Raw genomic sequence first — 23,458 nt, forward strand, 5'->3', positions numbered from 1 at the left:
ATGTCACGTTATGTCAATAATACCTGCGGTGTAATAGTTATTTTGCTTAATGAATAGGGCGGGCGTGATAGCCGCCGGGGGCCGCCTGCCAGTGGACTCTATTAACCAGGGCGGAGAGGGTGGCGAATACGGCAGGTTTGCTCGCCAATGGCAGCGATTAGTATGGTTAACTTGAAAAATCACCGAATCTTGTATAGATTAAATTTGTGTAAGCAGCGGCAGTCTAAGATTTACCGTTCATTACCATCCGCATTTTCGCTGCGTTATAGCTTTCTTCCCCTCTGTTATTCCCCACTATTTTTCAGGCGACGAAAGCTATAAGGCTGCTCACTCACTACTAAAGGGAGCTGCTATGAGCAATACATCTGAAGGGCAACAGCCGCAGAAGAAGCATTTCTGGAACAAGAACAAAAGCGCGAAGAAGGAGCTGAGCGTCGATGATATTACTATCGTCGATAAAGACATGCTCAAGCGTGCGGTCGGCGCGGCCGCGCTGGGTAACGCCATGGAGTGGTTCGACTTCGGGGTTTACAGCTACCTGGCTGTGACTATCGGTAAAGTCTTCTTCCCCGGTGGCAGCCCGGCAGCGCAGCTGCTGGCGACCTTTGGGGCATTTGCCGCCGCCTTCCTGGTTCGCCCGGTGGGTGGACTGGTGTTTGGCCCGCTTGGCGACCGCATCGGACGCCAGAAGGTGCTGGCGATTACCATGATTATGATGTCGATCGGCACCTTCTGTATCGGGATTATTCCTGGCTATCACTCCATCGGGATTATGGCGCCCGTGCTGCTGCTGGCAGCGCGTCTGCTGCAGGGGTTCTCCACCGGCGGTGAATACGGCGGTGCAGCCACGTTTATTGCTGAGTATTCAACCGATGAGCGCCGCGGCTTTATGGGCAGCTGGCTGGAGTTCGGCACGCTCGGCGGCTATCTGCTGGGGGCGGGGCTGGTAACGGGCCTGACGGCGGCGATGCCGGAACAGGTCCTGCTTGACTGGGGCTGGCGTATTCCGTTCTTTATCGCGGCGCCGCTCGGCCTGTTTGGCCTCTATATTCGACTGAAGCTGGAAGAGACGCCGGCATTCCAGAAGCATATGGAAAAGCAGGAAGCGCTGGAGCACAGCAAACCGCGCCTTGGGTTGTGGCAGATGCTGAAGAAGTACCGTGCCTCAATGCTGAAATGTATTGGTCTGGTGCTGCTGTTTAACGTCTCCAACTATATGCTCACCTCGTATATGCCAAGCTACCTGACCGGGATCCTGGGTCTGAGCGAGCTGAGCAGCCTGCTGCTGATTCTGGTGGTGATGTTTGTCATGATGCCGCTGACCCTGTTCTGGGGCCACTGGAATGACCGTTTGGGCCGTCGTCCGGTGATCTGGGCCGGTGCCATCGGCCTGATCGTTATGGCAGTGCCGTGTATGATGCTGATTGGTACGGGCAACCTGTGGCTGGTGTTCCTGGGGCTGATTATTCTCGGGGTGATCCACACCTGCTTCAGCGGCTCAATGCCGGCGACATTACCGGCGCTGTTTGCCACCGATATTCGCTACAGCGCGCTGGCAATCGGCTTTAACCTGTCGGTTTCACTGTTCGGCGGCACCACGCCGCTGGTGACCACCTGGCTGGTGGAGAGCACCGGCAATCTGCTGATGCCGGCTTATTATCTGATGGGGGCGGGCGTTATCGGGGTGATTACGGTGTTCACGCTGCGTGAAACGGCGCGTAAGCCGCTGCGCGGCTCTGCACCCTCGGTCGGTAGCCGTGCCGAAGCACACCGCCTGGTCAATAAGCTGCGTCTGCGTCGTAAGAAAGAAGACGATGCCGCCAAAGCCGAAACGCTGACCAACAAATAACGGCCACTGACTGCCATTTAAAAAGGCTCACAGTTGAACTGTGAGCCTTTTTTTATCGTTTAATATTGCTGACGAACGTCAGGCGAAGCGCGATAAAGAGAACGGGGTTAAGTCGAACTCGCTGCTTTTACCCTGAGCAAACTGTGCGGCGATCTCACCCAGCACGCTGGCGAATTTAAACCCGTGCCCGCTCAGGCCGGTAATGATCATGCGATCGGTTTCACCAGGGAAGCGGTCGATAATAAAGTCTTCATCCGGTGAGTTATCGTAGGTACAGGCTTCACCGCGCAGGCAGACGCCGACCCCGGGTAAGAACTGACGCAGGAAGCCAAACAGTTCGTTGCCGTCCGCCGCCACGCTACCAAACGGCTTGCGGCCTGCCGGGGAGTCGATCGGCTGTCCGCCTTCATGCTTTCCGATTTTAATGGCGTTATTATCCGCCGGGAAGCCGTAATAGTGGGTGCCGTCCGGCATCTGCGCGGTAAATGCCGGAAATGTGTTGTTCTCGCTGTAGCGGCCGTCAGCCTGATGCCAGGCAAAGACCTTGCGCACCGGCGCGACCGGCAGAGCAGGGTAGAGCGTTTTCACCCAGGTGCCGGCACTCAGCAGCAGCTTGCGCCCCTGGTAAATCCCGTCTGCCGTGGTGACGGTTTGCAGGCCGTCCAGCGTGTCGATCTGGCTGACCGGGCAGTTAAACAGCTGCGCGCAGCCGGCTTCTTTCGCCAGACGGATCCAGCTTTTAATCGCCACTTCGGATTTCAGATAGCCGGAGCCGGGTTCAAAAACGCCGATATAGCCCTGCGGCACGCTGATTTGCGGCCAGCGCTGCACGATCTCGTCGCTGTTGAGGATCTGCACTTCAAGCTGGTACTGCTGCGCGCTTTGCATCACGTTCTGAATAAATTCGGACTCCTGCGGCGCGAAGTTGAGCACGCCGCTGCGCTGCATGATGCGTTCACCGCTCTGCTGCTCCAGCTCATCCCACAGCTGCTGGGCACGCAGCACCATCGGTACGTAGCGCGCACCTTCACCGTAAGCGTGACGAATTAAGCGGCTTTCACCATGATGGCTGCCTTCGCGGTGCGGCGGATGGTGACCGTCGATCATCAGTACCTTCAGGCCGGCCTGGGTGGCATACCATCCGGCGGCAGCCCCTACGGAACCACTGCCGACCACAATTAAATCGTAAACCATTTGCAGCACTCTTTTTTTTCAGGAGAGGGCAGCAGAATAGCAAATTATTGCGGGCATGAAAAAGGCACCCTGTTGTGGGTGCCCTTAGGCGAAACGTTGAGCGAATTAGTGCTTCTTGTAATCACGATCCTGGTAATCGGTCGCTTCAATCTTGGCAATGCCAGCTTCGAGAATGGAGATAAATTGTCTGGCAACATCAGTGGTCAGCCAGTAAGTCTGGCCTACATCGGCATCTTCGGCTTGCTGCTGATTAGAAGAGAGCGAATGCAGACGGATCATCATGGCATCATAGCTGTCTACAGTACTGATATCCCATCCGATGAGGGGATGTGTCTGGATGACTTCTTTGCTTCTGTCCATTAAAACCCCCTATAACTCGTGAATAATGACGATACCGGTCATACTTCAAGCTGCAGGTGCCTTGGCTTCTCTGGCTCACCCGAATCACTGACTGATGCAGGCTCATCGGGATTTGCTCATTTTCCGCCTTACTGCAACTCGAATTATTTAGGGTAACCAAGTGATTTTTCGAGGTTCAATGCGGCTTTTTTTCCATGGAGCACTGTCATTATAACAGCAATTCTCTCTTTCGCAGGATTAAATTTTAGCCTGGGTTAATATCGGGTGTTATTGGCACGCTTATTAAGCCGGGAGCCTGGGAAATAATCAACGTTAAGAGTAAAAGAAGGATTATTCAGGGCTGACTATCAGATTGTACTGATGGTGAACCCAAACGTTTTTCCAGCTCCTGCGCCAGCCGAATGAAATGCTGCTGTAGCTGTTCATCACGATTCTGGTTTTGCCCTTCAAGGCGTAAGCTGTGGATTAACAGCTGGTTAGCTTTGTCATCAAGGCAAAATGACAGCGTAGAAAACGCGTTTTCTAATACGGTCAGGCGGCGCTGTTGCTCGGCGATCATTGCCAGCAGCTCACCAAATGTCATTGCCTCTTCTGGATTATCGGCAGCCATGAAAAAAACCTCAGTAATTAATCACCGCCTCAGAATAGGTTATTCTGCCTGCGCCGTCTATCGGTGTTGCGGGGTAATAATTGGGCATAAAAAAGCCGGATAGCGTATCCGGCAAAAACGGCACAAGCGGTCGAAAGCGCAGCGCTTAATCGGTAATAAACCAGTCGTCGGCGCTTTCCCAGGTTTCCTGCAATATATCGGTGATGCGATCTTTGGCTTCTTTACCACCGCCCATCACCGTCAGGTTATTAGCGCTGGCGTAGCGTACCGAAATGGTATTGCTGCCATCCGGAAAATGCTGATCGATTCGTTTGCTAAGCTCCTGCGTCAGCGCGTCAATCGCGCCCGCAGGCAGGGATGTGGTTTTTGCTACAGTGACTTCAATACGCATGATAGCCTCCGGTTGAATTACTGTAAATATATACAGTAATACCAGCGTAAGCAAACATTATTACTGGAGCAGTGAAATGCCGGGGACGCCCGCTGAGGGATCGCCATAAACATCGATCTGAATATCATCGCGGGATGACAGGCGTCAGGTTTCATGAGGGAGGGCTGCTTTCCGCACCGGCATGAATACATCCCTGTAGCCTGGCTCACGGCCATCCCTGGCCGTAGGCCTGCTGCAATCAGCCCTCCCTCCTGCCACCCAAAGCCTCAGCGTCGCGGTTTAGAACCCACAGCGAGCACGATGATAGTGGGGGATGAGCCTGGCCTGAGGTAAGCCGGACGTCACGCGGCAGGGATGCCGCGTGCCGAGGCCCGCAGGGAGCGTCTTTTGCCGTTCCGGCGTGCTCAGGTTGAGCTCAGACCGGTTAGCGATAGCAGTCATTTCAGGGGATCCCCAGAGGACGACTGCTTTTCTGGTCGTCCCGCTGGACAGGTTAACTCTCGACGCGCCAGTTCAGCGTCTCGCCGGCCAGGAACGGCACCAGCGTATGGCCATCGTTACCGACCTGCACGCTTTCCGGCACGGTCCACGGCTGGCGCACCAGCTTGAGGGTGCCTTCATTCAGCGGCAGCCCGTAGAAGTTAGGGCCATTTTCGGAGCAGAAGGCGGCAAAATGCGCCAGCGCGTCGATCTCTTCAAACACCGTGGCATAAGCGCTCAGCATAGACGGGGCGTTGAACACGCCGGCACAGCCACAGCTGGTCTCTTTACGGTCGCGGGTATGAGGTGCGGTATCCGTACCGAGGAAAAAGCGTGAGTGCCCGCTGGCAACCGCATCGCGCAGCGCCTGCTGATGGATGTTGCGCTTAAGGATTGGCAGGCAGTAAAGATGCGGGCGAATGCCGCCAACCAGCATGTGGTTGCGGTTAAACATCAGGTGCTGAGGGGTAATAGTGGCCGCAAGAAAACGATTGCCTTCCAGCACATAAGCAGCGGCTTCTTTGGTGGTGATGTGCTCGCACACCACCTTCAGCTCCGGAAACTGCTGGCGTAGCGGGTCAAGCACGCTTTCAATGAAACGCGCCTCACGGTCAAAGATATCGATATGGGCATCGGTCACCTCGCCGTGGATCAGCAGCGGCATACCGATCTTCTGCATGCGTTCCAGCACCGGAGCAATCGCCGCGATGCTGGTAACGCCATGCGCGGAGTTGGTAGTGGCATGCGCCGGGTAGAGTTTCGCCGCGGTAAACACCCCTTCATGAAAGCCCGTTTCGATTTCGTTCGGATCCAGGCCGTCGGTCAGGTAGCAGGTCATCAGCGGCGTAAAGGCGTGCGCGGCCGGAACGGCAGCCATGATGCGCTCGCGGTAGGCGCGGGCAGTGGCCACGCTGGTCACCGGCGGAACGAGGTTAGGCATCACAATGGCGCGGCCACAGACCTCACTGGTAAACGGCACCACGGCCTCCAGCATCTCACCATCGCGCAGATGGATATGCCAGTCATCAGGGCGGCGAATAATCAATTCTTGAGGTTGTGCGGTCATGCGATCTGCTCCGGCAAAGGGGTGGAATAGCTGTTTTTAGCCGGGTATAAAGATTAATGATAAAGCGCGGTGAATGCACCTGCTTTATACGCAGCGGGGAAAAAAACGCTGCGCGCAAGCCGCAGCGTTATCAGACGATCAGTCAGTAAATGGGATAATCAGCTCGCCCGGCTTCACTTCCAGCCCTTTGGCGAACCGTTTGGCCAGCGACTCGGCCTTACTGCGGTCGGTACTCAGCACGTAAGCGGGTTTCTGGTTGAAGTAACTTTTCAGCGACTCATTAAGATACGGCGTCAGGGTTTTCAGCACGCCCTGCATTTTTTCCGGCTGCACTTGCACATCCACCAGCTCCATATCTTTCAGATAGATAGCCCCTTCCTGCTGGTTAAACACCGGCTGTGCTTTCATTGTCAGCTTCATATCCGCTTTTTGCGGGCCAAACAGGGAAGTGATATTCACTTTGGCATTGCCGATCAGCGTGACTTTATTCGGCTCCTCGCGGCCAATCTGGCTGCTGAGGTCCGTCAGGGTGATATGGGCATCGGCCAGCCCGGCCACGCCAATCTGCTTCTCATAATTGTTGTGTTTCGCCAGCGCCTGATTAATTTCCTGCTCGCTGATGGTGTATTGGGCAATCTGATTACAGCCGGTGACTAAGCCTGCTAACAGCAGCGCACCAAGACCAAAAAGTGTCTTCTTCATGTTATTCCTCTGTTTTATTCACCGGTCGACCCTACCGGGCAGCGAATAGCATGCACCACCGGGCGGCATTCGTCACCAGGACAACGCTTAACCGGCAGGGGGAAAGCACAACGGAATGTGTCGGGCCAGCAAAAACTGGCCCGGCAATATCAGGAAGCGACAGAGGATAACAGGTTGATTTGCGTCTGTTTAGCCATGTTATCGCGGTAATCCGCCACGCGGGAAGGGTACTCAATACCGGCTACCAGCGACAGCGAACGCAGCAGTGGGAACAGATGGATGTCGTCCAGCGACAGCTCGCCGCTGACGGCATTCGGCTTAACGATCAGCTTATCCAGCTTGCGCAGGTCATCATTGACGTTTTTAATCCAGCCCGCCGAGTGTTCGCGCAGCTCGGAAAAATCACCATAAGTGCCCTGCTTTTTGTTTTTGAAGTAGTCGCGCGCTTCCGGCGTGGCGAACTCGGCAAACGGCGCTTCCGCCACGCGCGGGATCAGCAGCTTGTTAACATAGCTGTTGATATGGCGCAGCCAGTCGGTGATGGCCGGATTGGTTTTTCCGGTCAGCAGCGGCTCGCGATCGATACGATCGATATAGTGCACGATATCCAGACTTTCCGGCATGCAGCTGCCGTCTTCCTTCATCAGAATCGGCGCCATTTTCTGACCAATCAGGCGGGTGGGCGTCGCTTCGTCATCGTTCAACATCACCACCAGCTCAACCGGAAGGTTTTTCAGGCCGAAGATCATGCGGGCTTTTACACAGAACGGGCAGTGTTCATAGATATAGAGTTTCACTATCAATTCCTTCTTTTGCGATATCGATGAATTAACATCAATTATCTGAATGTATTATGAAAGTATGGAAGAGAACCCGCAGAAGGGCAACCGCAGGGGCGGGTATGGCGAGGTTTTAAGCTTAATTTCGTGGATTATGCCATTTTTTATGCGGCAGCGTATTACCGGCAAACGGGATGGCGGTTATAGTGAAACGAGTAGAGTGACGCGCCGTGGTGCGCGGTCTCACTCCCCAACTCACAATGCTTTCCAGACACGTGTTTCAGGAGAAATGATGTTTGGCTATCGTACTGCTGCACCTAAAGTGCGCCTGACTACCGATCGTTTGGTGATTCGTCTGGTCAACGAACGTGATGCCTGGCGGCTGGCTGATTACTATGCTGAAAACCGTGCTTTTCTTAAACCGTGGGAACCGGTGCGCGATGAGAGCCACTGCTATCCCTCCGGCTGGCAGGCGCGGCTGGGGCTGATTGCTGAGATGCAGAAGCAGGGCAGTGCCTTCTACTTTGCGGTGATGGACTCGGACGAGAATGAAGTGCGCGGCGTAGCGAACTTTAGCAACGTGCTGCGCGGTTCGTTTCACGCCTGCTACCTCGGCTATTCGCTGGGGGAGAAGTGGCAGGGGCAGGGGATGATGTTCGAAGCGCTGCAAAGCGCAATTCGCTATATGCAGCGGCAGCAGCGCATGCACCGCATTATGGCTAACTATATGCCGCATAATCAGCGCAGCGGCAATTTACTGGCGCGCCTCGGTTTCGAAAAAGAGGGTTATGCCAAAGAGTACCTGCTGATCGATGGACGCTGGCAGGATCATGTCCTGACGGCACTGACCTCCCACGAATGGACGCCGGACCGGCGCGGAGTGTAATTTCACATGATCAAATCCCCTTTTACCGCCGTTGAAGCGCGGGTGATCGGCTGCCTGCTGGAAAAGCAGGTCACCACCCCGGACCAGTATCCCATGTCGCTGAACGGCGTAGTGACCGCCTGTAACCAGAAGTCTAACCGCGAGCCGGTAATGTCGCTGAGCGACAGCGAGGTGCAAAACACACTCGACCTGCTGGTAAAAAAACATCAGCTCACCGCGCTAAACGGCTTTGGTAGCCGGGTGGTGAAATATGAGCAGCGTTTCTGCAACTCGGAGTTTGGTCAGCTGAAGTTCACTCCTGCAGAGGTGGCGGTGATCGCCACGCTGCTGCTGCGCGGCGCCCAGACGCCGGGCGAGCTGCGCACGCGCAGTTCGCGCATGCATGACTTTGCCGATATGAACGAAGTGGAGCAGACGCTGGAGCGACTGACGCAGCGCGAAGACGGTGCGCTGGTCGTGCGGCTGGCGCGCGAGCCGGGCAAGCGTGAAAGCCGCTATATGCACCTGTTCAGCGGAGAGGTGGATGAGAGCCTGGCCGCCAGCCCGCAGCCGGAAACGGACAGCGGGCTGGAAGCGCGGGTACAGCTGCTGGAGCAGCAGGTCGCCACGCTGCAACAGCAGCTATCCGCGCTGCTGGCAGAGGGGGAGGGCACATGAGCGGCTTGAAAGTGGGCATCGTCGGGCTGGGCGGCATTGCGCAGAAAGCCTGGCTGCCGGTGGTGACCCGCACCGACGGCTGGCAGATTGCCGGGGCATTTTCGCCCAATCAGCAAAAAGCGCGCCCGGTCTGCGACAGCTACCGCATTCCGCTGCACGCATCGCTGGACGATCTCGCCGCCGCCAGCGATGCGGTGTTTGTCCACAGCAGCACCGCCAGCCACTATGAGATCGTTAATCGCCTGCTGCGCGCGGGCATCGATGTCTGCGTTGATAAGCCGCTCGCCGCTACGCTAAGCGAGGCCGAGCGGCTGGTGGCGCTGGCGGAAAAGCGCGGGCGCAAGCTGATGGTGGCGTTTAACCGCCGCTTTGCCCCGCGTTATCTGCAGCTGCAGGCGGCACTGCAACAGCCTGCGTCACTGCGCATGGATAAACATCGCAGCGACAGCGTCGGGCCCAACGATCTGCTGTTTACCCTGCTGGATGATTATCTGCACGTGGTGGATAGCGCGCTGTGGCTGTGCGGCGGGGAGGGTAAGCTGCAAAGCGGCACGATCCAGACTAACGACAGCGGGCAGATGCTCTACGCCGAACACCATTTTAGCGTGGGGGGGACGCAGGTGACCACCTGTATGCATCGCCGCGCCGGAAGCCAGATGGAGCGAGTGATGGCGGTCGATGATGGCGCAGTCTACCAGCTGAGCGAGATGCGTGACTGGCAGCAGGAGCAGGCGGGCGTCGTGACCATCGACCCGATCCCCGGCTGGCAAACCACGCTGGAGCAGCGCGGATTTGTCGGCGCGGCGCACCATTTCATCCGCTGCGCAGAAAATCAGACAATGCCGCAAACCAGCGGCGAGCAGGCGCTGATGGCGCAGCGGCTGGTGGAGAAATTATGGCGTGAAGCCGAGCGGGAATAGGGTACAGGGGCGGAGGGCGGACCGAAAAAGAGGGTCCGCCCCTACAACATCCTGTAGGGGGCGACCGCTTTTTGGGTCGCCCCGCGTTCATCGGGGATATACCCGGTAACAAACCGCTATGGTTATTTCCTTTTACTTCAGTAGACTATCCGCATCAAAAAACGATCGGGGTTCCCCGGTCCGTTATCCAGAACCAGGAAAGACATGAACCTGTTGAAATCACTGGCAGCGGTCAGCTCAATGACCCTGTTTTCACGCGTGCTGGGATTTGCCCGCGACGCGATTGTCGCGCGCGTATTTGGCGCCGGGATGGCAACCGATGCCTTTTTCGTCGCGTTTAAGCTGCCTAACCTGCTGCGACGCATCTTTGCCGAAGGGGCGTTCTCCCAGGCGTTTGTTCCTATTCTCGCCGAATACAAAAGTAAACAGGGTGAAGAAGCCACGCGCGTCTTTGTGGCTTATGTTTCCGGCTTGCTGACGCTGGCGCTGGCGATTGTCACGATTTTGGGGATGTTTGCTGCCCCGTGGGTGATCCTCGTCACTGCCCCCGGCTTTGCAGATACCGCCGATAAGTTCGCACTGACCTCATCGCTGCTGCGCGTGACCTTCCCGTATATCATGCTGATTTCACTGGCTTCGCTGGCCGGGGCGATCCTCAACACGTGGAACCGTTTTTCGGTCCCGGCGTTTGCCCCGACGCTGCTCAACGTCAGCATGATTGGTTTTGCGCTGTTTGCCGCACCGCACTTCCACCCGCCGGTGATGGCGCTGGCCTGGGCGGTCGTCGCCGGCGGCGTATTACAGCTTGGCTATCAGCTGCCGCATCTGAAAAAAATCGGCATGCTGGTGCTGCCGCGCCTTAACCTGAAGGATGCGGGCGTGTGGCGCGTGATGCGCCAGATGGGGCCGGCGATCCTTGGCGTGTCGGTCAGCCAGATCTCGCTGATCATTAATACCATTTTCGCCTCGTTCCTTGTTTCCGGCTCGGTGTCGTGGATGTACTACGCTGACCGCCTGATGGAGTTTCCCTCCGGGGTGCTGGGCGTGGCGCTGGGCACTATTTTGCTGCCGTCGCTGGCGAAGAGTTTTGCCAGCGGCGACCAGGCAGAGTATTCGCGCCTGATGGACTGGGGCCTGCGCCTCTGTTTCCTGCTGGCGCTGCCGAGCGCCGTGGCGTTAGGGATTCTGGCAAAACCGCTGACCGTTGCGCTATTTCAGTACGGCAAATTTACCGCCTTTGATGCCGCAATGACCCAGCGTGCGCTGGTGGCCTATTCGGTCGGTTTGATGGGGCTGATCGTGGTGAAGGTTCTGGCTCCGGGCTTCTACTCGCGGCAGAACATCAAGACGCCGGTGAAGATTGCTCTCTTCACGCTGCTGGCAACCCAGGCGATGAATCTGGCATTTATTGGTCCACTGAAGCATGCCGGTCTGTCGCTGTCGATCGGTCTGGCGGCCTGCCTGAATGCCGCGCTGCTTTACTGGCAGCTGCGCAAGCAGGATATTTTCCAGCCGCAGCCGGGCTGGGCGAGTTTCCTGGTGCGTCTGTTCTTCGCCGTTGTGGCGATGGCGGCGGCGCTGGTCGGCGTGCTCTATCTGATGCCCGACTGGGCTACCGGCAACATGCTGTGGCGGTTAATCCGTCTGGCAGCGGTCTGTGCGGTGGGTGGCGGCGTCTACTTTGCCGTGCTGGGCCTGTTAGGTTTCCGCCCGCGTGATTTTGCCCGCCGCACCGTGGCATAAACAGAAAAACCCCGCAGCGCAGGCGCGGCGGGGTAAAGTCTGACAATAATTACGCTTTACGGCTGACGGGCGCGCTGTGGATCGCCTGGCCGTCGGGGCCATAAAATTTTTGTGACTGATAAGGCTTCAGTACCTGCAACGCATGCTCGTTATGACTGATTTGATGATTGAGCAGCATACCGTTGTGTAGATTGGTATCGCGTAATTTTACCGTGTGATCCTGAATCGATGACCAGCGTCTCGCCAGTTCCGCGTAGCGGCTGTAGGGCACGTGCAGCCCGGCCGCTTTTTCTTCATCGCGGCGCATTTTTTCCAGGAAGTCCAGGGTCGCAAGCAGCGAGCTTTTATCCTCGGTAATTCGCTGCAATAAGCTGCTGTTGACCTGACCCGCCGAGAGCTGTTCTTGCTCCGCATTCATCACATCGGCCAGCGACGAAAGAACTTCCAGCATTTTATCAAGCGTGTTGAGCAGCTTATCCATTGAGTTAATTACCTTGCAGTGAGTCTTTAGCTTCCTGAATCAGTGCGTCGGCGATTTTGCCGCTGTCCATCTTCAGTTCGCCGTTACGAATAGCGGTTTTCAGCTCTTCCACGCGGGCAGTATTAATGTCCTGTGAGCTGGCCTTGGTCAGCTGTGACTGTGCGCCACTCAGTACCACCTGGGTGCCGGCGGTTTCAGTGGTTTTGCTTTCCGCTGCGCGAGCCTTCGGCTGGGCAACATCATTAGTATCGCGTTGTTGAACGGTGCTGGCCGGGTTCAGTGGCTGGGTTCTGTCGATGCTCATATCTGGCTCCTGTTAACTCAGGTGTGACTACGCCTGATGCTCAATATTCTAATAGTACTACGGCTGTTATTAACACTATCGGCAGAACTGATGCCTTCTTTAGTGGTTTATAGCGATATCAGAATATTCCCATCCGAGTCGACTTTGCCCATCACAATCTGGCCGGAGCTCATGCGTACCCTGACCGACTGCAGGGCCGTTGCGTTGTTCATTGCTTTGCCTTCGCTGCTGATATTGAAGCCGTCGCCGCTGGCGGTCACGGTGACCATCTGCCCGGCTTTTACGCGCCACGGCTGGCGCATCATCATCTGGGTTACCGGCTGGCCGGGATTGATATCGCGCAGGGTGATGGCACCTACCGCATCTTCAGCTTTCATCAGCGTGCGGGCGGGCAGAGTATCTAAGCGGCCCTGCTGCATACGCAGATCGCCAGCGGCGATAGCGGTTCCGCGCGGCACCTGGCGGGTGGCCACCAGATAACTGCCGCTGACCTGCACCTGCACCTGAATATAGCGGCGGTTCTGATCGCAGTTGGCCGCGACGCTGATATTGCCCCACATGCGGCTGTTGCCCGGCAGGGAGAACTGCGGCGCATCACAGGCAGGCCACATATTCTGCGGTGTCTTCACCACCACGCTCAGGTTATCGGCACCCTGGCCGTTTTCCCCATAGCGGTTTTTAAAAAACTGGTTGAGCTGTGCGTTGAGATCGCCAGCAGTGGCGGTGACGCTCGCCAGGCTCAGCAGCGCGCTTAACAGCAGTGTGGCTCCACGCATGGCGCCCCCTCTTTTTTATCAACATGGCAGCGATTCTACCCTCGCGGGTGCGATGTCAAGGCGCAAATTAGCGACCATTTTTAGCGCTATTCAAACGATAGGCCTTCCCACCCCGAGATTATGCTGTCAGCTCTAAATTCTCACTTGCGGAGGACGCATGCTCGACAAACTGGACGCAGCACTACGGTTTAACACCGAAGCTCTGAACCTGCGCGCACAGCGGCAGGAGATCCTGGCATCCAACATCGCGAACGCAGACACGCCAGGCTATCAGGCGCGCGATATCGATTTCGCCAGCCAGATGAACAAGGTGATGGAACAGGGGCGGGCGCAGGGTTCCGGGCTACAGCTTGCGGTCACGTCGGCACGCCATATTCCTGCAGAAACGCTTCAACCCCCATCCATGGATTTGATGTACCGCATTCCTGACCAGCCTGCACTGGACGGAAACACGGTTGACATGGACCGGGAGCGTACCGAGTTTGCAGATAACAGCCTGAAATATCAGACCGATCTCACCATGATCAGCAGTCAGATCAAAGGCATGATGTCCGTGCTACAGGGGCAATAAGTTATGGCACTTTTGAACATTTTTGATATTGCCGGTTCGGCAATGGCTGCACAGTCACAGCGTCTGAACGTCAGCGCCAGTAACCTGGCCAACGCCGACAGCGTCACCGGGCCGGATGGTCAGCCCTACGTCGCGAAGCAGGTGGTTTTCCAGACTAACGCGATGCCGGGTTCACCGACCGGTGGCGTGAAGGTCGCTCAGGTGATCGACGACCCGGCGCCCGCGCGCCTGGTGTACGAGCCGGGTAACCCGATGGCGGATGCCAAAGGCTACGTGAAGATGCCGAACGTGGATGTCGTAGGGGAAACGGTGAACACCATGTCAGCTTCGCGCAGCTACCAGGCCAACGTTGAGGTTTTAAACACCGTTAAACAGATGATGATGAAAACCTTAACGCTGGGCCAATAAGGAGCTTCCCAATGAGTATTGCTGTAGGCGTAAACGAAAAACAGGCGACCACCACGCTAACGAACTCTTCATCCAGCTCTGATACCTCAGCAGCGGATCTCCAGAGTAACTTCCTGACGCTGCTGGTCACCCAGCTGCAGAACCAGGATCCGACCAATCCAATGGATAACAGTCAGCTGACCTCTCAGCTGGCGCAGATCAATACCCTGAGCGGGATTGAGAAGCTGAACACCACGCTGGGTTCCATTTCCGGGCAGATCACCAGCGGCCAGTCGCTGCAGGCATCGACCCTGATTGGCCACGGTGTGATGGTAGACGGTTCGCAGATCCTGGTCGGCAGCAGCACCACCACGCCGTTTGGGGTGGAACTGACTCAGGCCTCAACCAGCACCACCGCCACCATTAAAGATGCCAGCGGCGCAGTGGTTCAGACCATTGACCTTGGCGCACAGACTGCAGGGGTTCATACCTTCCAGTGGGATGGCAAAGCGGCAGATGGCACCACCGCGGCAGACGGCAAATATACCGTGTCTATCGCTGCCAGCAACGCCACCGGCCAGCTGGTCGCACAGCCGTTGAACTACGCCTACGTCAGCGGTGTAACCACAAATTCTACCGGTGCGGTGCTCGACCTCGGCACCATGGGCACGACAACCCTGGCTAACGTTCGTCAGATCGTTTAATCCACTAATTTTGCTTCAGGAGTGACAACATGGGCTTTTCACAGGCGGTCAGTGGCTTAAACGCTGCGTCCAGCAACCTCGACGTTATTGGTAACAATATCTCCAACTCCGCCACCGCGGGCTTTAAATCCAGCACTATCGCGTTTGCCGATATGTTTGCCGGTTCTAAAGTCGGCCTCGGCACCAAAGTGGCTGCTGTGGTGCAGGACTTTGGTGACGGTACCACCACCACCACCAGCCGCGGTCTTGACGTGGCGATCAGCTCTGCAGGCTTCTTCCGTATGGCCGACACCAGCGGCGCGGTCTATTACAGCCGTAACGGCCAGTTCACGCTGGACGCGGATCGCAACATCGTGAACATGCAGGGCCTGAAGCTGACCGGCTACCCGGCATCCGGCAACCCGGCCACCGTGCAGACCGGTGCTAACCCGGTGGCGCTGACCATTCCTGAAGCGTCCATGCCGGCCAAGATGACCAGCACCGCGTCACTGACTGCCACGCTGAACTCTTCCTCTGCCGCGACCACCGGTGCGTTTAACGCCTCCGACACGTCGACCTATGACAAAAAAACCTCGCTGACCGCGTATGACTCGCAGGGCAACGAGCACACCATCAACATGTACTTCGTCAAAACTGCGGACAACAGCTGGACCGTTCACGCGCAGGATGCCTCTGCTACTGACCCGTCCACCACCGACACCACCACTAACCTGGTGTTCGATACCAGCGGCGCCCTGACCACCGCCAGCGCCAAAGCGATTAGCGTGACCATGGACAACAAAGGTGGCAGCGTCACCGCCAGCCCGTTCAGTGTGGATATCACCGGCAGCCTGCAGCAGAACAACGGTGGGTCCACTTTTGGTAACCCAACGCAGAATGGTTATGCCCCGGGTGACCTGACCAGCTACCAGATCAATGACGACGGTACGCTGGTCGGTAACTACTCGAACGAAAAAACCCAGGTACTGGGTCAGATCGTGCTGGCGAACTTTGCTAACCCGGAAGGGCTGAAGTCGGAAGGCGACAACGTCTGGTCTGCCAGTGCTTCCTCTGGCCAGGCGCTGACCGGTATCGCCGGTACCGGTAACCTCGGTACGCTGACGGCGGGTGCGCTGGAGTCCTCCAACGTCGACCTGAGTAAAGAGCTGGTGAACATGATCGTGGCGCAGCGTAACTACCAGTCGAACGCGCAGACCATCAAAACTCAGGACCAGATCCTCAACACGCTGGTCAACCTGCGTTAATACGGTTAACAGGGGAGTTCAATGGATCACGCGATATATACCGCAATGGGGGCTGCCAGTCAGACCCTCGATCAGCAGGCAGTGACGGCGGCCAACCTCGCCAACGCCTCTACGCCGGGCTTTCGCGCACAGCTAAATGCCGCGCGCGCGGTGCCGGTGGAAGGCTTATCTCTGCCTACCCGTACGCTGGTCACGGCTTCAACGCCGGGATCGGATATGAGCCAGGGCGCGCTGGATTATACCGAGCGCCCGCTGGATGTGGCGATGCAGGGTGACGGCTGGCTGGCGGTGCAGACCGCTGACGGCACTGAAGCCTACACCCGCAACGGCAATATGGAAGTCAGCCCGGCCGGGCAGCTTACCGTGCAGGGCAACGTGGTGATGGGCGACGGCGGGCCGATTGCGGTGCCGCAGGGTTCGGAAATCACCATCGCGGCTGACGGTACCATTACCGCGTTGAATCCGGGCGATGCACCAAATGCCACGGTACAGCTGGGCAAGTTGAAGCTGGTGAAAGCCAGCGGTAGCGAACTTCAGCGCGGTGATGACGGCATGTTCCGTCTCACTGCCGCTGCCCAGACTACCCGCGGCGCAACGCTGCCGCTGGACGCGACGATGAAAGTGATGCCTGGCGTGCTGGAAGGTAGCAACGTCAGCACCACCCAGACCATGGTCGATATGATCGCCAACGCCCGTCGCTTTGAGATGCAGATGAAAGTGATCTCAAGCGTTGACGAGAACGAACAAAAAGCCAACCAGCTGCTGTCAATGGGCTGATCAGAGGAATAAACAGATGATCCGTTCTTTATGGATTGCCAAGACCGGCCTTGACGCTCAGCAGACCAATATGGACGTTATCGCCAACAACCTGGCCAACGTCAGTACCAACGGTTTCAAACGTCAGCGTGCGGTCTTTGAAGACCTGATGTACCAGACCATGCGTCAGCCGGGTGCGCAGTCATCCGATCAGACCACGCTGCCTTCCGGCTTGCAGATTGGTACCGGTACGCGTCCGGTTGCCACCGAGCGCCTGCACAATCAGGGCAACCTGTCGCAGACCGACTCGTCTAAAGACGTGGCGATTAACGGTCAGGGCTTCTTCTCGGTCCTGATGCCGGACGGCACCACGGCGTATACCCGCGATGGCTCTTTCCAGACTGACCAGAATGGCCAGCTGGTGACCAACGCCGGATTCCCGGTGCAGCCAGCCATCACCATCCCGGCTAACTCGCTGAGCATGACCGTCAGCCGTGACGGCGTAGTGAGCGTCACGCAGCAGGGCCAGACGAACCCGGTGCAGGTCGGTCAGCTGACCCTGAGCACCTTTGTCAACGATGCCGGCCTGGAAAGTATGGGTGAGAACCTGTACCAGGAAACTCAGGCCTCCGGTGCGCCAACCGAAAGTAACCCGGGCAACAACGGGGCCGGTACGCTGTATCAGGGCTACGTTGAAACCTCAAACGTTAACGTCGCAGAAGAGCTGGTAAGCATGATCCAGACCCAGCGCGCCTACGAAATTAACAGTAAGGCCGTCAGTACTTCCGACCAGATGCTGGCGAAGCTGACCCAGCTGTAATACGACGGAGAGCTTGACCGTCGCAGGTGCCGGGCTTTACTGCCCGGCCCGTTAATAAAATATTCACGTAATGAAAGGTTCATTTCCATGGCGCAGCAGATCTCATTGCCTGGACGTTTGTTAGTAGCCGCGATGCTGCTGACGCTTAACGGTTGTGCGTTAGTTCCCCGTAAGCCTCTGGTAGAAGGTTCGACAACGGCTCAGCCGCTGCCTGCTTCTCCGCCGGTGGTCAACGGCTCTATTTTTCAGGGTGTGATGCCAATGAACTACGGCTACCAGCCGCTGTTTGAGGATCGACGCCCGCGTAATATTGGCGACACATTAACCATCACGCTGCAGGAAAACGTCAGCGCGAGTAAGAGTTCTTCTGCCAATGCCGGACGTGACGGCAGCAGCAGCTTCGGGCTGACTGCCACGCCGAACGCGCTGGCTGGCCTGCTGGGCGGTGACAAAACCACCTTCGCCGGGGCCGGTAAAAATGATTTCGCCGGTAAGGGGGGCGCAACGGCCAATAACACCTTTACCGGTACGATTACCGTTACCGTCAATCAGGTACTGCCAAACGGCAACCTGAGCGTGGTCGGTGAGAAACAGATTGAGATTAATCAGGGAACTGAATTTATCCGCTTCTCCGGGGTGGTTAACCCACGCACGATTAGCGCCAGCAACAGCGTAGTATCAACCCAGGTGGCGGATGCGCGCATTGAGTACGTCGGTAACGGCTACATCAATGAAGCACAAACCATGGGCTGGCTGCAGCGGTTCTTCCTGAACATATCACCGATGTAAGAGGTTTTCATGCGTAATGTACTGATTCGATTTGCTTTGCTGCTGACGGTGGGGATCAGCGCCCTGGCGCAGGCCGATCGTATTCGCGATCTCACTACCGTTGGCGGAGTGCGCGATAACTCCCTGATCGGCTACGGCCTGGTGGTGGGGCTGGACGGCACCGGTGACCAGACTACCCAGACTCCGTTTACCACTCAGAGCCTGAGCAACATGCTGTCGCAGTTGGGGATCACCGTCCCCGCCGGCACCAATATGCAGCTGAAAAACGTCGCGGCGGTGATGGTTACCGCCAAGCTGCCGGCCTTTGGTCGCCAGGGGCAGGTGGTGGACGTGGTGGTTTCCTCTATGGGTAACGCCAAAAGCCTGCGCGGCGGTACGCTGCTGATGACTCCGCTGAAAGGCGTGGATAACCAGGTGTATGCGCTGGCGCAGGGTAACGTGCTGATCGGCGGAGCCAGTGCCGCCGCCGGTGGCAGCAGCGTGCAGGTCAACCAGGTGAACGGCGGGCGCATTACCGGTGGCGCCACCATTGAACGTGAGCTGCCAAACAACTTCGGCAGCACCAACGTGATTAACCTGTTCCTTAATCAGGAAGATTTCAGCATGGCGCAGCGCATCAGCGACGCCATCAACAGCCGCGGCGGCTATGGCATGGCGCAGGCGCTGGATGGCCGCACCATTCAGATCCGCAGCAGCGCTAACAGCACCTCGCAGGTGCGCCAGCTGGCCGATATCCAGAATATCGACGTCTCCGTGCCGATTCAGGATGCCAAAGTGATCATCAACTCGCGCACCGGCTCGGTGGTGATGAACCGCGAAGTGATGCTGAGCCAGTGTGCAGTGGCGCAGGGCAACCTGTCGGTGACGGTGAATCAGACTCAGAACGTCAGCCAGCCGAACACGCCGTTTGGCGGCGGTCAGACGGTGGTGACGCCACAGACGCAGATCGATCTGCGCCAGAGCGGCGGAGCGTTGCAGAGCGTGAATGCCAGCGCCAATCTCAACAGCGTGGTGCGCGCCCTGAATGCGCTGGGTGCAACGCCAATCGATCTTATGTCCATTCTACAGTCGATGCAGAGCGCCGGTTGCCTGCACGCCAAACTGGAAATTATCTGATGAGTGACAACAGCCAGTCGATGATGGGCGCGGCGTATGACAGCCGCTCGCTCAACAACCTGAAGCGCCTTGCCAGCAGCGATCCGAAAGCGCATGCGCTGCAGGTTGCTAAGCAGGTGGAAGGGATGTTCGTGCAGATGATGCTGAAAAGCATGCGTCAGGCGCTGCCGCAGGACGGCATGCTGAGCACCGAACAGACGCGGCTGTACACCTCAATGTATGACCAGCAGATCGGCCAGCAGATCGCCTCGAAGGGGTTAGGGCTGGCCGATATGATCGTCAAGCAGATGGAAACGCAGAAAGCCCCGGACGAAAAAGCCGGAACGGTGCCTATGCCGTTGGATAAAGCCTTTATCAACACGCTGCCGCCGCTGGCGATGGAACAGATGGTGCGTAAAGCGGTTCCGCGCTTCAACGCCAGCGAAATGCCGCTTTCCGGCGATAACAGCGACTTTATCGCCCAGCTGTCGCAGCCGGCAAAAGCCGCCAGCGAGCAGAGCGGAATTCCGCATCACCTGATCCTCGCCCAGGCGGCGCTGGAATCCGGCTGGGGGCAGCGCCAGATCCTGACGCGTGACGGTAAGCCGAGCTATAACGTCTTTGGCATCAAAGCTACGGGCAGCTGGCAGGGCAAAACCACCGACGTAATGACCACCGAATATGAGAACGGCGAAGCGAAGAAGGTGAAGCAGAAGTTCCGCGTTTATGACTCCTACTTCGACGCGCTGACCGACTACGTCAAGCTGCTGAGCAACAACCCGCGCTACGCCGCCGTCACCACGGCAGCGTCACCGGAGCAGGGCGCCCAGGCCTTGCAGGCGGCGGGTTACGCGACCGATCCGAAATATGCACAGAAGCTGGTGGGGATGATCCAGCAGTTCAAAAACATGGGTGAAAAAGTGGTGAAAGCCTATGGTCAGGATATAAAAGATATCTCCACGTTATTCTGATTTTTTTGGCTTTTGGTCTCAAGTTTACCCCGGTTGTACCGATAACCTTTTCAGGCCGGATTTGAGTTAACCCAACTTACCGGCAAACGATTCGTCAATGCTGGCTCTGCAGTTGCCGGTTAACAAGGACCCGAAATGGCAAACTTAATTAATACCGCGATGAGCGGATTGAGCGCCGCCTCCGCCGCGCTGAATACCACCAGTAATAACATCACTAACTATGCCGTTAGCGGTTATTCACGCCAGACCACGGTCCTTGCCCAGACCGCCAGCACCCTGAGCGGCAACAACTACTACGGCAACGGGGCCAGCGTCTCGGCGGTGTATCGCGAATATGACCAGTTCATCACCAATCAGCTGCGTGCCGCCAGCACTCAGGCCAGCAGCATCAGCACGCAGTACAGCCAGATGTCGAATATCGACGATATGCTGTCCAGCACCACCAATACCCTGTCGAGCAACATCCAGGACTTCTTCAGCTCGCTGCAGAGTCTGGTCAGCAATGCCAGCGACTCCTCGTCGCGTACTGCCGTGCTGGGTAAAGCGGAAGGGCTGGTAAACCAGTTCAAGGTCACCGATACCTATCTGTCCAATCTGGACAGCAGCGTCAATACCTCTGTCACCTCGACCGTTGATCAGATCAATAACTACGCTAAGCAGATCGCGAACGTTAACCAGCAGATCGGCAAGCTGAAGGGTGCAGGAGCGGGCAGCGAACCGAATGACCTGCTGGATCAGCGCGATCAGCTGGTGAGCGAGTTGAATAAGCTGGTGGGTGTTACCGTCAATCAGCAGGATGGCGGCAGTTACAACATCTCCATCGGCAGCGGCGTCTCGCTGGTGCAGGGCAGCAGCTACAGCCAGCTGGCGGCCGTGCCGTCCAGCGCCGATCCGTCGCGTACCACTATCGCTACCGTGGATGCCACCACCGGCGCAAAAAGCGAACTGCCTGAATCACAGGTGACCAGCGGTTCACTCGGGGGCCTGCTGGCGTTCCGTAAAGAGCTCGACGGTGTGCGTAACCAGATTGGCCAGCTGGCAATGGCGCTCGGCACCAGCCTGAACACCCAGCACCAGGAAGGTGTGGATGCCAACGGCGATGCGGGCGGCGCGCTGTTCAGCCTCGGCAGCCCGGCGGTGGTCTCGAACACCAAAAACAGCGGTGGGGCATCGTTAAGCGCCACCTGGGCGGACACCACGAAGGTACAGGCCTCCAACTACACCGTCAGCTATGACGGCACTAACTGGACGGCAACACGCCTTTCCGACAACAGCAAAGCCGCTATCACCGTTGACAGCACCGCGCAGACGCTCTCTTTTGATGGTCTGACGCTCAGCTACGATAAGCTGCCTGCTGCCAAAGACAGCTTCACGGTCAAGCCGGTTGCCGACACCATTACCGGAATGAGCGTGCTGATCTCCGATGAAGGCAAACTGGCTGCCGCCAGTGCTGTCGGTGGCGCAAGTAACAACGAGAATGCGCAGAAGCTGCTGAATATCCAGACCGCCGGTGTGATTAACGGCAAAAGTACCCTGACTCAGGCCTATGCCAGCCTGGTGGCGGATGTGGGAAACAAAACCAGCACGCTGAAAACCACCAGTACCACGCAGACCGCTGTGGTGACGCAGCTGACCAATCAGCAGCAGTCGGTTTCCGGCGTCAACCTTGATGAAGAGTATGCCAATCTGACGCGTTACCAGCAGTACTACATGGCGAATGCCCAGGTACTGCAGACCGCTTCCACCATTTTCCAGTCGCTGATGTCCGCAGTCAGCTGATTTTGCAGAGGAATTAAACCATGCGTCTCAGTACCAGCATGATCTATGACCAGCAGGCCCGCGGCATTGCCAACTCGCAGCAGAGCTGGTTGAAAGTCGGTGAGCAGCTGTCCAGCGGTAAACGCGTCGTCAATCCGTCGGATGACCCGGTAGCAGCCGCGCAGGCGGTAGTGGTTTCCCAGGCTCAGGCCCAGACTGCGCAATTTTCCACGGCGCGCGTGTTTGCCACGCAAAACCAGTCAACCGAAGACACCACGCTGAAGCAGGTTGCCGATGTGGTGATCAGTGCCCAGACTACTCTGGTGGCGGCATCGACCGGCACGCTGTCTGATGATGACCGCGCCTCTTACGCTACTCAGCTGGAGGGCCTTCGTGCACAGCTGCTGAACCTGGCTAACAGCACTGACGGTAATGGCCGCTATGTGTTTGCCGGCTACAAAAGCGATACTGCCCCGTTTGTCACGGACGCCACTACGGGTGAAACGACTTATGCAGGTGGCACCACGCCTATTACTCAAAAGGTAGATGCCAGCCGTACGCTGACGACCAACCACACCGGTGCACAGATTTTCGACTCCTTGACCAGTAACGCCACGAAAGAGCCGGATGGTTCGACCGGTGAAAGCAACATTTTCACGACGCTGGACACCGCGATTAAAGCGCTGAAAACGCCGCTGGCTGACGCCGATCAGACCACCGTCGATTCCGCCTCCGCCGATATGGAAAAATCGATCCGCGGCCTTAAGAACTCGCTGAATAATGTCTCTACCGTGCGCGCCGAGGTGGGGACCAACCTGCAGGAGCTGACAAACCTCGACTCCAAAGGGGATGACACTACTCTTAACCTGAAAACTCAGCTGAGCGGGCTGGTAGATGCCGATACTACCGAAACTATCTCCAGCTACACCATGCAGCAGGCCGCTTTGCAGGCTTCCTATACCGTGTTCCAGCAGATGTCCAAGCTGTCGCTGTTCAAGCTGAATTCCTGATCCCATATTAAATTTTGAGCATGCTTAAACCGGGTGTGCTCAGTTTCCCCCGCTGTCGGTATTTACCTGCCGACAGCGGGATTTTTTTTGCCTGCCATTTACGCCCGGTGGCGACCTCCCCGAGTGTACCTTGCGCGCGCACCGGGGCAGGTTTT

At 57.2% G+C, this 23,458-nt stretch carries 26 protein-coding genes; 16 read left to right on the forward strand and 10 right to left on the reverse strand.

Features of this window, described 5'->3' with window-relative positions; all coding sequences use genetic code 11:
• The first annotated feature begins 352 nt into the window (after positions 1 to 352).
• Entirely contained in the window at positions 353 to 1,849 is a 1,497-nt protein-coding gene (gene proP, locus J2Y91_RS16610) for a glycine betaine/L-proline transporter ProP (RefSeq protein WP_062818134.1), read from the forward strand.
• Positions 1,850 to 1,927: 78 nt separating this feature from the next.
• Here the strand turns inward: proP and solA are convergent, their stop codons facing one another.
• From solA to grxB, 7 genes are all read right to left on the reverse strand, one after another.
• Positions 1,928 to 3,043: an N-methyl-L-tryptophan oxidase gene (solA, locus tag J2Y91_RS16615; RefSeq protein ID WP_048916426.1), complete on the reverse strand. Its 1,116-nt coding sequence runs from the start codon at positions 3,041 to 3,043 to the stop codon at positions 1,928 to 1,930.
• Positions 3,044 to 3,148: 105 nt separating this feature from the next.
• A complete protein-coding gene (bssS, locus tag J2Y91_RS16620) occupies positions 3,149 to 3,403 on the reverse strand; it encodes a biofilm formation regulator BssS (RefSeq protein ID WP_048916424.1) in 255 nt (84 codons plus the stop codon).
• A 334-nt stretch (positions 3,404 to 3,737) separates the two neighbouring features.
• The gene (locus J2Y91_RS16625) at positions 3,738 to 4,013 is read right to left on the reverse strand and encodes a hypothetical protein (protein ID WP_133623965.1); all 276 of its coding nucleotides are present in this window, start codon (positions 4,011 to 4,013) and stop codon (positions 3,738 to 3,740) included.
• Positions 4,014 to 4,158: 145 nt separating this feature from the next.
• Positions 4,159 to 4,404, reverse strand: coding sequence for a DNA damage-inducible protein I (gene dinI / locus J2Y91_RS16630; protein WP_048916422.1), 246 nt, complete (start codon positions 4,402 to 4,404; stop codon positions 4,159 to 4,161).
• Between the two features lie 493 nt (positions 4,405 to 4,897).
• Positions 4,898 to 5,950, reverse strand: a complete 1,053-nt coding sequence (pyrC, locus tag J2Y91_RS16635; RefSeq protein WP_133623964.1) for a dihydroorotase — start codon at positions 5,948 to 5,950, stop codon at positions 4,898 to 4,900.
• A 138-nt stretch (positions 5,951 to 6,088) separates the two neighbouring features.
• A complete protein-coding gene (locus J2Y91_RS16640; RefSeq protein ID WP_253538936.1) occupies positions 6,089 to 6,652 on the reverse strand; it encodes a lipoprotein in 564 nt (187 codons plus the stop codon).
• Between the two features lie 149 nt (positions 6,653 to 6,801).
• A complete protein-coding gene (gene grxB / locus J2Y91_RS16645) occupies positions 6,802 to 7,449 on the reverse strand; it encodes a glutaredoxin 2 (protein ID WP_048916419.1) in 648 nt (215 codons plus the stop codon).
• Between the two features lie 274 nt (positions 7,450 to 7,723).
• Here grxB and rimJ point away from each other — a divergent pair, with 274 nt between their 5' ends.
• From rimJ to murJ, 4 genes are all read left to right on the forward strand, one after another.
• Positions 7,724 to 8,317: a ribosomal protein S5-alanine N-acetyltransferase gene (rimJ, locus tag J2Y91_RS16650; protein WP_133625089.1), complete on the forward strand. Its 594-nt coding sequence runs from the start codon at positions 7,724 to 7,726 to the stop codon at positions 8,315 to 8,317.
• A gap of 6 nt (positions 8,318 to 8,323) precedes the next feature.
• Complete coding sequence (locus J2Y91_RS16655) at positions 8,324 to 8,974, forward strand: DUF480 domain-containing protein (RefSeq protein ID WP_133623962.1); 651 nt, start codon at positions 8,324 to 8,326, stop codon at positions 8,972 to 8,974.
• Positions 8,971 to 9,894, forward strand: a complete 924-nt coding sequence (locus tag J2Y91_RS16660; protein ID WP_133623961.1) for a Gfo/Idh/MocA family protein — start codon at positions 8,971 to 8,973, stop codon at positions 9,892 to 9,894. Before J2Y91_RS16655 ends, J2Y91_RS16660 begins: the two co-directional genes overlap by 4 nt.
• Before the next feature lie 204 nt (positions 9,895 to 10,098).
• Positions 10,099 to 11,637, forward strand: coding sequence for a murein biosynthesis integral membrane protein MurJ (murJ, locus tag J2Y91_RS16665; RefSeq protein WP_133623960.1), 1,539 nt, complete (start codon positions 10,099 to 10,101; stop codon positions 11,635 to 11,637).
• A gap of 49 nt (positions 11,638 to 11,686) precedes the next feature.
• Here murJ and flgN read toward each other — a convergent pair whose 3' ends face one another.
• From flgN to flgA, 3 genes are all read right to left on the reverse strand, one after another.
• Positions 11,687 to 12,118, reverse strand: coding sequence for a flagellar export chaperone FlgN (gene flgN, locus J2Y91_RS16670; RefSeq protein WP_253538939.1), 432 nt, complete (start codon positions 12,116 to 12,118; stop codon positions 11,687 to 11,689).
• Between the two features lie 4 nt (positions 12,119 to 12,122).
• Entirely contained in the window at positions 12,123 to 12,422 is a 300-nt protein-coding gene (flgM, locus tag J2Y91_RS16675) for a flagellar biosynthesis anti-sigma factor FlgM (RefSeq protein WP_048916413.1), read from the reverse strand.
• Between the two features lie 107 nt (positions 12,423 to 12,529).
• Entirely contained in the window at positions 12,530 to 13,198 is a 669-nt protein-coding gene (flgA, locus tag J2Y91_RS16680) for a flagellar basal body P-ring formation chaperone FlgA (protein WP_048916412.1), read from the reverse strand.
• A gap of 157 nt (positions 13,199 to 13,355) precedes the next feature.
• Between flgA and flgB the strand changes: the two genes are divergently transcribed.
• The 11 genes from flgB (at position 13,356) to flgL (ending at position 23,303) form a co-directional block, all read left to right on the forward strand.
• Positions 13,356 to 13,769 (forward strand): flagellar basal body rod protein FlgB, encoded by a 414-nt coding sequence (gene flgB, locus J2Y91_RS16685; RefSeq protein WP_048916411.1) that lies wholly within the window; start codon positions 13,356 to 13,358, stop codon positions 13,767 to 13,769.
• A gap of 3 nt (positions 13,770 to 13,772) precedes the next feature.
• A complete protein-coding gene (flgC, locus tag J2Y91_RS16690) occupies positions 13,773 to 14,177 on the forward strand; it encodes a flagellar basal body rod protein FlgC (protein ID WP_048916410.1) in 405 nt (134 codons plus the stop codon).
• Positions 14,178 to 14,188: 11 nt separating this feature from the next.
• A complete protein-coding gene (gene flgD, locus J2Y91_RS16695; protein ID WP_133623959.1) occupies positions 14,189 to 14,860 on the forward strand; it encodes a flagellar hook assembly protein FlgD in 672 nt (223 codons plus the stop codon).
• Between the two features lie 29 nt (positions 14,861 to 14,889).
• On the forward strand, positions 14,890 to 16,104 hold the full coding sequence (gene flgE / locus J2Y91_RS16700) for a flagellar hook protein FlgE (RefSeq protein ID WP_133623958.1): 1,215 nt from the start codon (positions 14,890 to 14,892) through the stop codon (positions 16,102 to 16,104).
• 21 nt (positions 16,105 to 16,125) lie between these two features.
• The gene (locus J2Y91_RS16705; protein ID WP_048916407.1) at positions 16,126 to 16,881 is read left to right on the forward strand and encodes a flagellar basal body rod protein FlgF; all 756 of its coding nucleotides are present in this window, start codon (positions 16,126 to 16,128) and stop codon (positions 16,879 to 16,881) included.
• A gap of 16 nt (positions 16,882 to 16,897) precedes the next feature.
• Positions 16,898 to 17,680, forward strand: coding sequence for a flagellar basal-body rod protein FlgG (flgG, locus tag J2Y91_RS16710; protein ID WP_048916406.1), 783 nt, complete (start codon positions 16,898 to 16,900; stop codon positions 17,678 to 17,680).
• An 87-nt stretch (positions 17,681 to 17,767) separates the two neighbouring features.
• On the forward strand, positions 17,768 to 18,469 hold the full coding sequence (locus tag J2Y91_RS16715; RefSeq protein WP_048916405.1) for a flagellar basal body L-ring protein FlgH: 702 nt from the start codon (positions 17,768 to 17,770) through the stop codon (positions 18,467 to 18,469).
• A 9-nt stretch (positions 18,470 to 18,478) separates the two neighbouring features.
• Positions 18,479 to 19,585 (forward strand): flagellar basal body P-ring protein FlgI, encoded by a 1,107-nt coding sequence (locus tag J2Y91_RS16720; RefSeq protein WP_301292157.1) that lies wholly within the window; start codon positions 18,479 to 18,481, stop codon positions 19,583 to 19,585.
• Positions 19,585 to 20,535, forward strand: coding sequence for a flagellar assembly peptidoglycan hydrolase FlgJ (flgJ, locus tag J2Y91_RS16725; RefSeq protein ID WP_253538942.1), 951 nt, complete (start codon positions 19,585 to 19,587; stop codon positions 20,533 to 20,535). Before J2Y91_RS16720 ends, flgJ begins: the two co-directional genes overlap by 1 nt.
• A gap of 135 nt (positions 20,536 to 20,670) precedes the next feature.
• Positions 20,671 to 22,314: a flagellar hook-associated protein FlgK gene (gene flgK, locus J2Y91_RS16730; protein WP_048916402.1), complete on the forward strand. Its 1,644-nt coding sequence runs from the start codon at positions 20,671 to 20,673 to the stop codon at positions 22,312 to 22,314.
• A gap of 20 nt (positions 22,315 to 22,334) precedes the next feature.
• Complete coding sequence (gene flgL, locus J2Y91_RS16735; protein WP_253538945.1) at positions 22,335 to 23,303, forward strand: flagellar hook-associated protein FlgL; 969 nt, start codon at positions 22,335 to 22,337, stop codon at positions 23,301 to 23,303.
• The last annotated feature ends 155 nt before the right edge of the window (positions 23,304 to 23,458 follow it).

It is taken from the genome of Erwinia aphidicola (assembly GCF_024169515.1).
Taxonomy (GTDB): domain Bacteria; phylum Pseudomonadota; class Gammaproteobacteria; order Enterobacterales; family Enterobacteriaceae; genus Erwinia; species Erwinia aphidicola.

Bases quoted from the DNA above. Each gene is read 5' to 3' on its own strand.
- J2Y91_RS16640 (WP_253538936.1), bottom strand. From the start codon at position 6,652: ATGAAGAAGACACTTTTTGGTCTTGGTGCGCTGCTGTTAGCAGGCTTA.
- flgE (WP_133623958.1), top strand. From the start codon at position 14,890: ATGGGCTTTTCACAGGCGGTCAGTGGCTTAAACGCTGCGTCCAGCAAC.
- proP (WP_062818134.1), top strand. From the start codon at position 353: ATGAGCAATACATCTGAAGGGCAACAGCCGCAGAAGAAGCATTTCTGG.
- flgK (WP_048916402.1), top strand. From the start codon at position 20,671: ATGGCAAACTTAATTAATACCGCGATGAGCGGATTGAGCGCCGCCTCC.
- dinI (WP_048916422.1), bottom strand. From the start codon at position 4,404: ATGCGTATTGAAGTCACTGTAGCAAAAACCACATCCCTGCCTGCGGGC.
- pyrC (WP_133623964.1), bottom strand. From the start codon at position 5,950: ATGACCGCACAACCTCAAGAATTGATTATTCGCCGCCCTGATGACTGG.
- rimJ (WP_133625089.1), top strand. From the start codon at position 7,724: ATGTTTGGCTATCGTACTGCTGCACCTAAAGTGCGCCTGACTACCGAT.
- flgC (WP_048916410.1), top strand. From the start codon at position 13,773: ATGGCACTTTTGAACATTTTTGATATTGCCGGTTCGGCAATGGCTGCA.
- flgL (WP_253538945.1), top strand. From the start codon at position 22,335: ATGCGTCTCAGTACCAGCATGATCTATGACCAGCAGGCCCGCGGCATT.
- murJ (WP_133623960.1), top strand. From the start codon at position 10,099: ATGAACCTGTTGAAATCACTGGCAGCGGTCAGCTCAATGACCCTGTTT.
- flgG (WP_048916406.1), top strand. From the start codon at position 16,898: ATGATCCGTTCTTTATGGATTGCCAAGACCGGCCTTGACGCTCAGCAG.
- J2Y91_RS16705 (WP_048916407.1), top strand. From the start codon at position 16,126: ATGGATCACGCGATATATACCGCAATGGGGGCTGCCAGTCAGACCCTC.
- J2Y91_RS16655 (WP_133623962.1), top strand. From the start codon at position 8,324: ATGATCAAATCCCCTTTTACCGCCGTTGAAGCGCGGGTGATCGGCTGC.
- flgJ (WP_253538942.1), top strand. From the start codon at position 19,585: ATGAGTGACAACAGCCAGTCGATGATGGGCGCGGCGTATGACAGCCGC.
- flgM (WP_048916413.1), bottom strand. From the start codon at position 12,422: ATGAGCATCGACAGAACCCAGCCACTGAACCCGGCCAGCACCGTTCAA.
- J2Y91_RS16660 (WP_133623961.1), top strand. From the start codon at position 8,971: ATGAGCGGCTTGAAAGTGGGCATCGTCGGGCTGGGCGGCATTGCGCAG.
- J2Y91_RS16715 (WP_048916405.1), top strand. From the start codon at position 17,768: ATGGCGCAGCAGATCTCATTGCCTGGACGTTTGTTAGTAGCCGCGATG.
- J2Y91_RS16625 (WP_133623965.1), bottom strand. From the start codon at position 4,013: ATGGCTGCCGATAATCCAGAAGAGGCAATGACATTTGGTGAGCTGCTG.
- J2Y91_RS16720 (WP_301292157.1), top strand. From the start codon at position 18,479: ATGCGTAATGTACTGATTCGATTTGCTTTGCTGCTGACGGTGGGGATC.
- solA (WP_048916426.1), bottom strand. From the start codon at position 3,043: ATGGTTTACGATTTAATTGTGGTCGGCAGTGGTTCCGTAGGGGCTGCC.
- bssS (WP_048916424.1), bottom strand. From the start codon at position 3,403: ATGGACAGAAGCAAAGAAGTCATCCAGACACATCCCCTCATCGGATGG.
- flgB (WP_048916411.1), top strand. From the start codon at position 13,356: ATGCTCGACAAACTGGACGCAGCACTACGGTTTAACACCGAAGCTCTG.
- flgN (WP_253538939.1), bottom strand. From the start codon at position 12,118: ATGGATAAGCTGCTCAACACGCTTGATAAAATGCTGGAAGTTCTTTCG.
- flgD (WP_133623959.1), top strand. From the start codon at position 14,189: ATGAGTATTGCTGTAGGCGTAAACGAAAAACAGGCGACCACCACGCTA.
- flgA (WP_048916412.1), bottom strand. From the start codon at position 13,198: ATGCGTGGAGCCACACTGCTGTTAAGCGCGCTGCTGAGCCTGGCGAGC.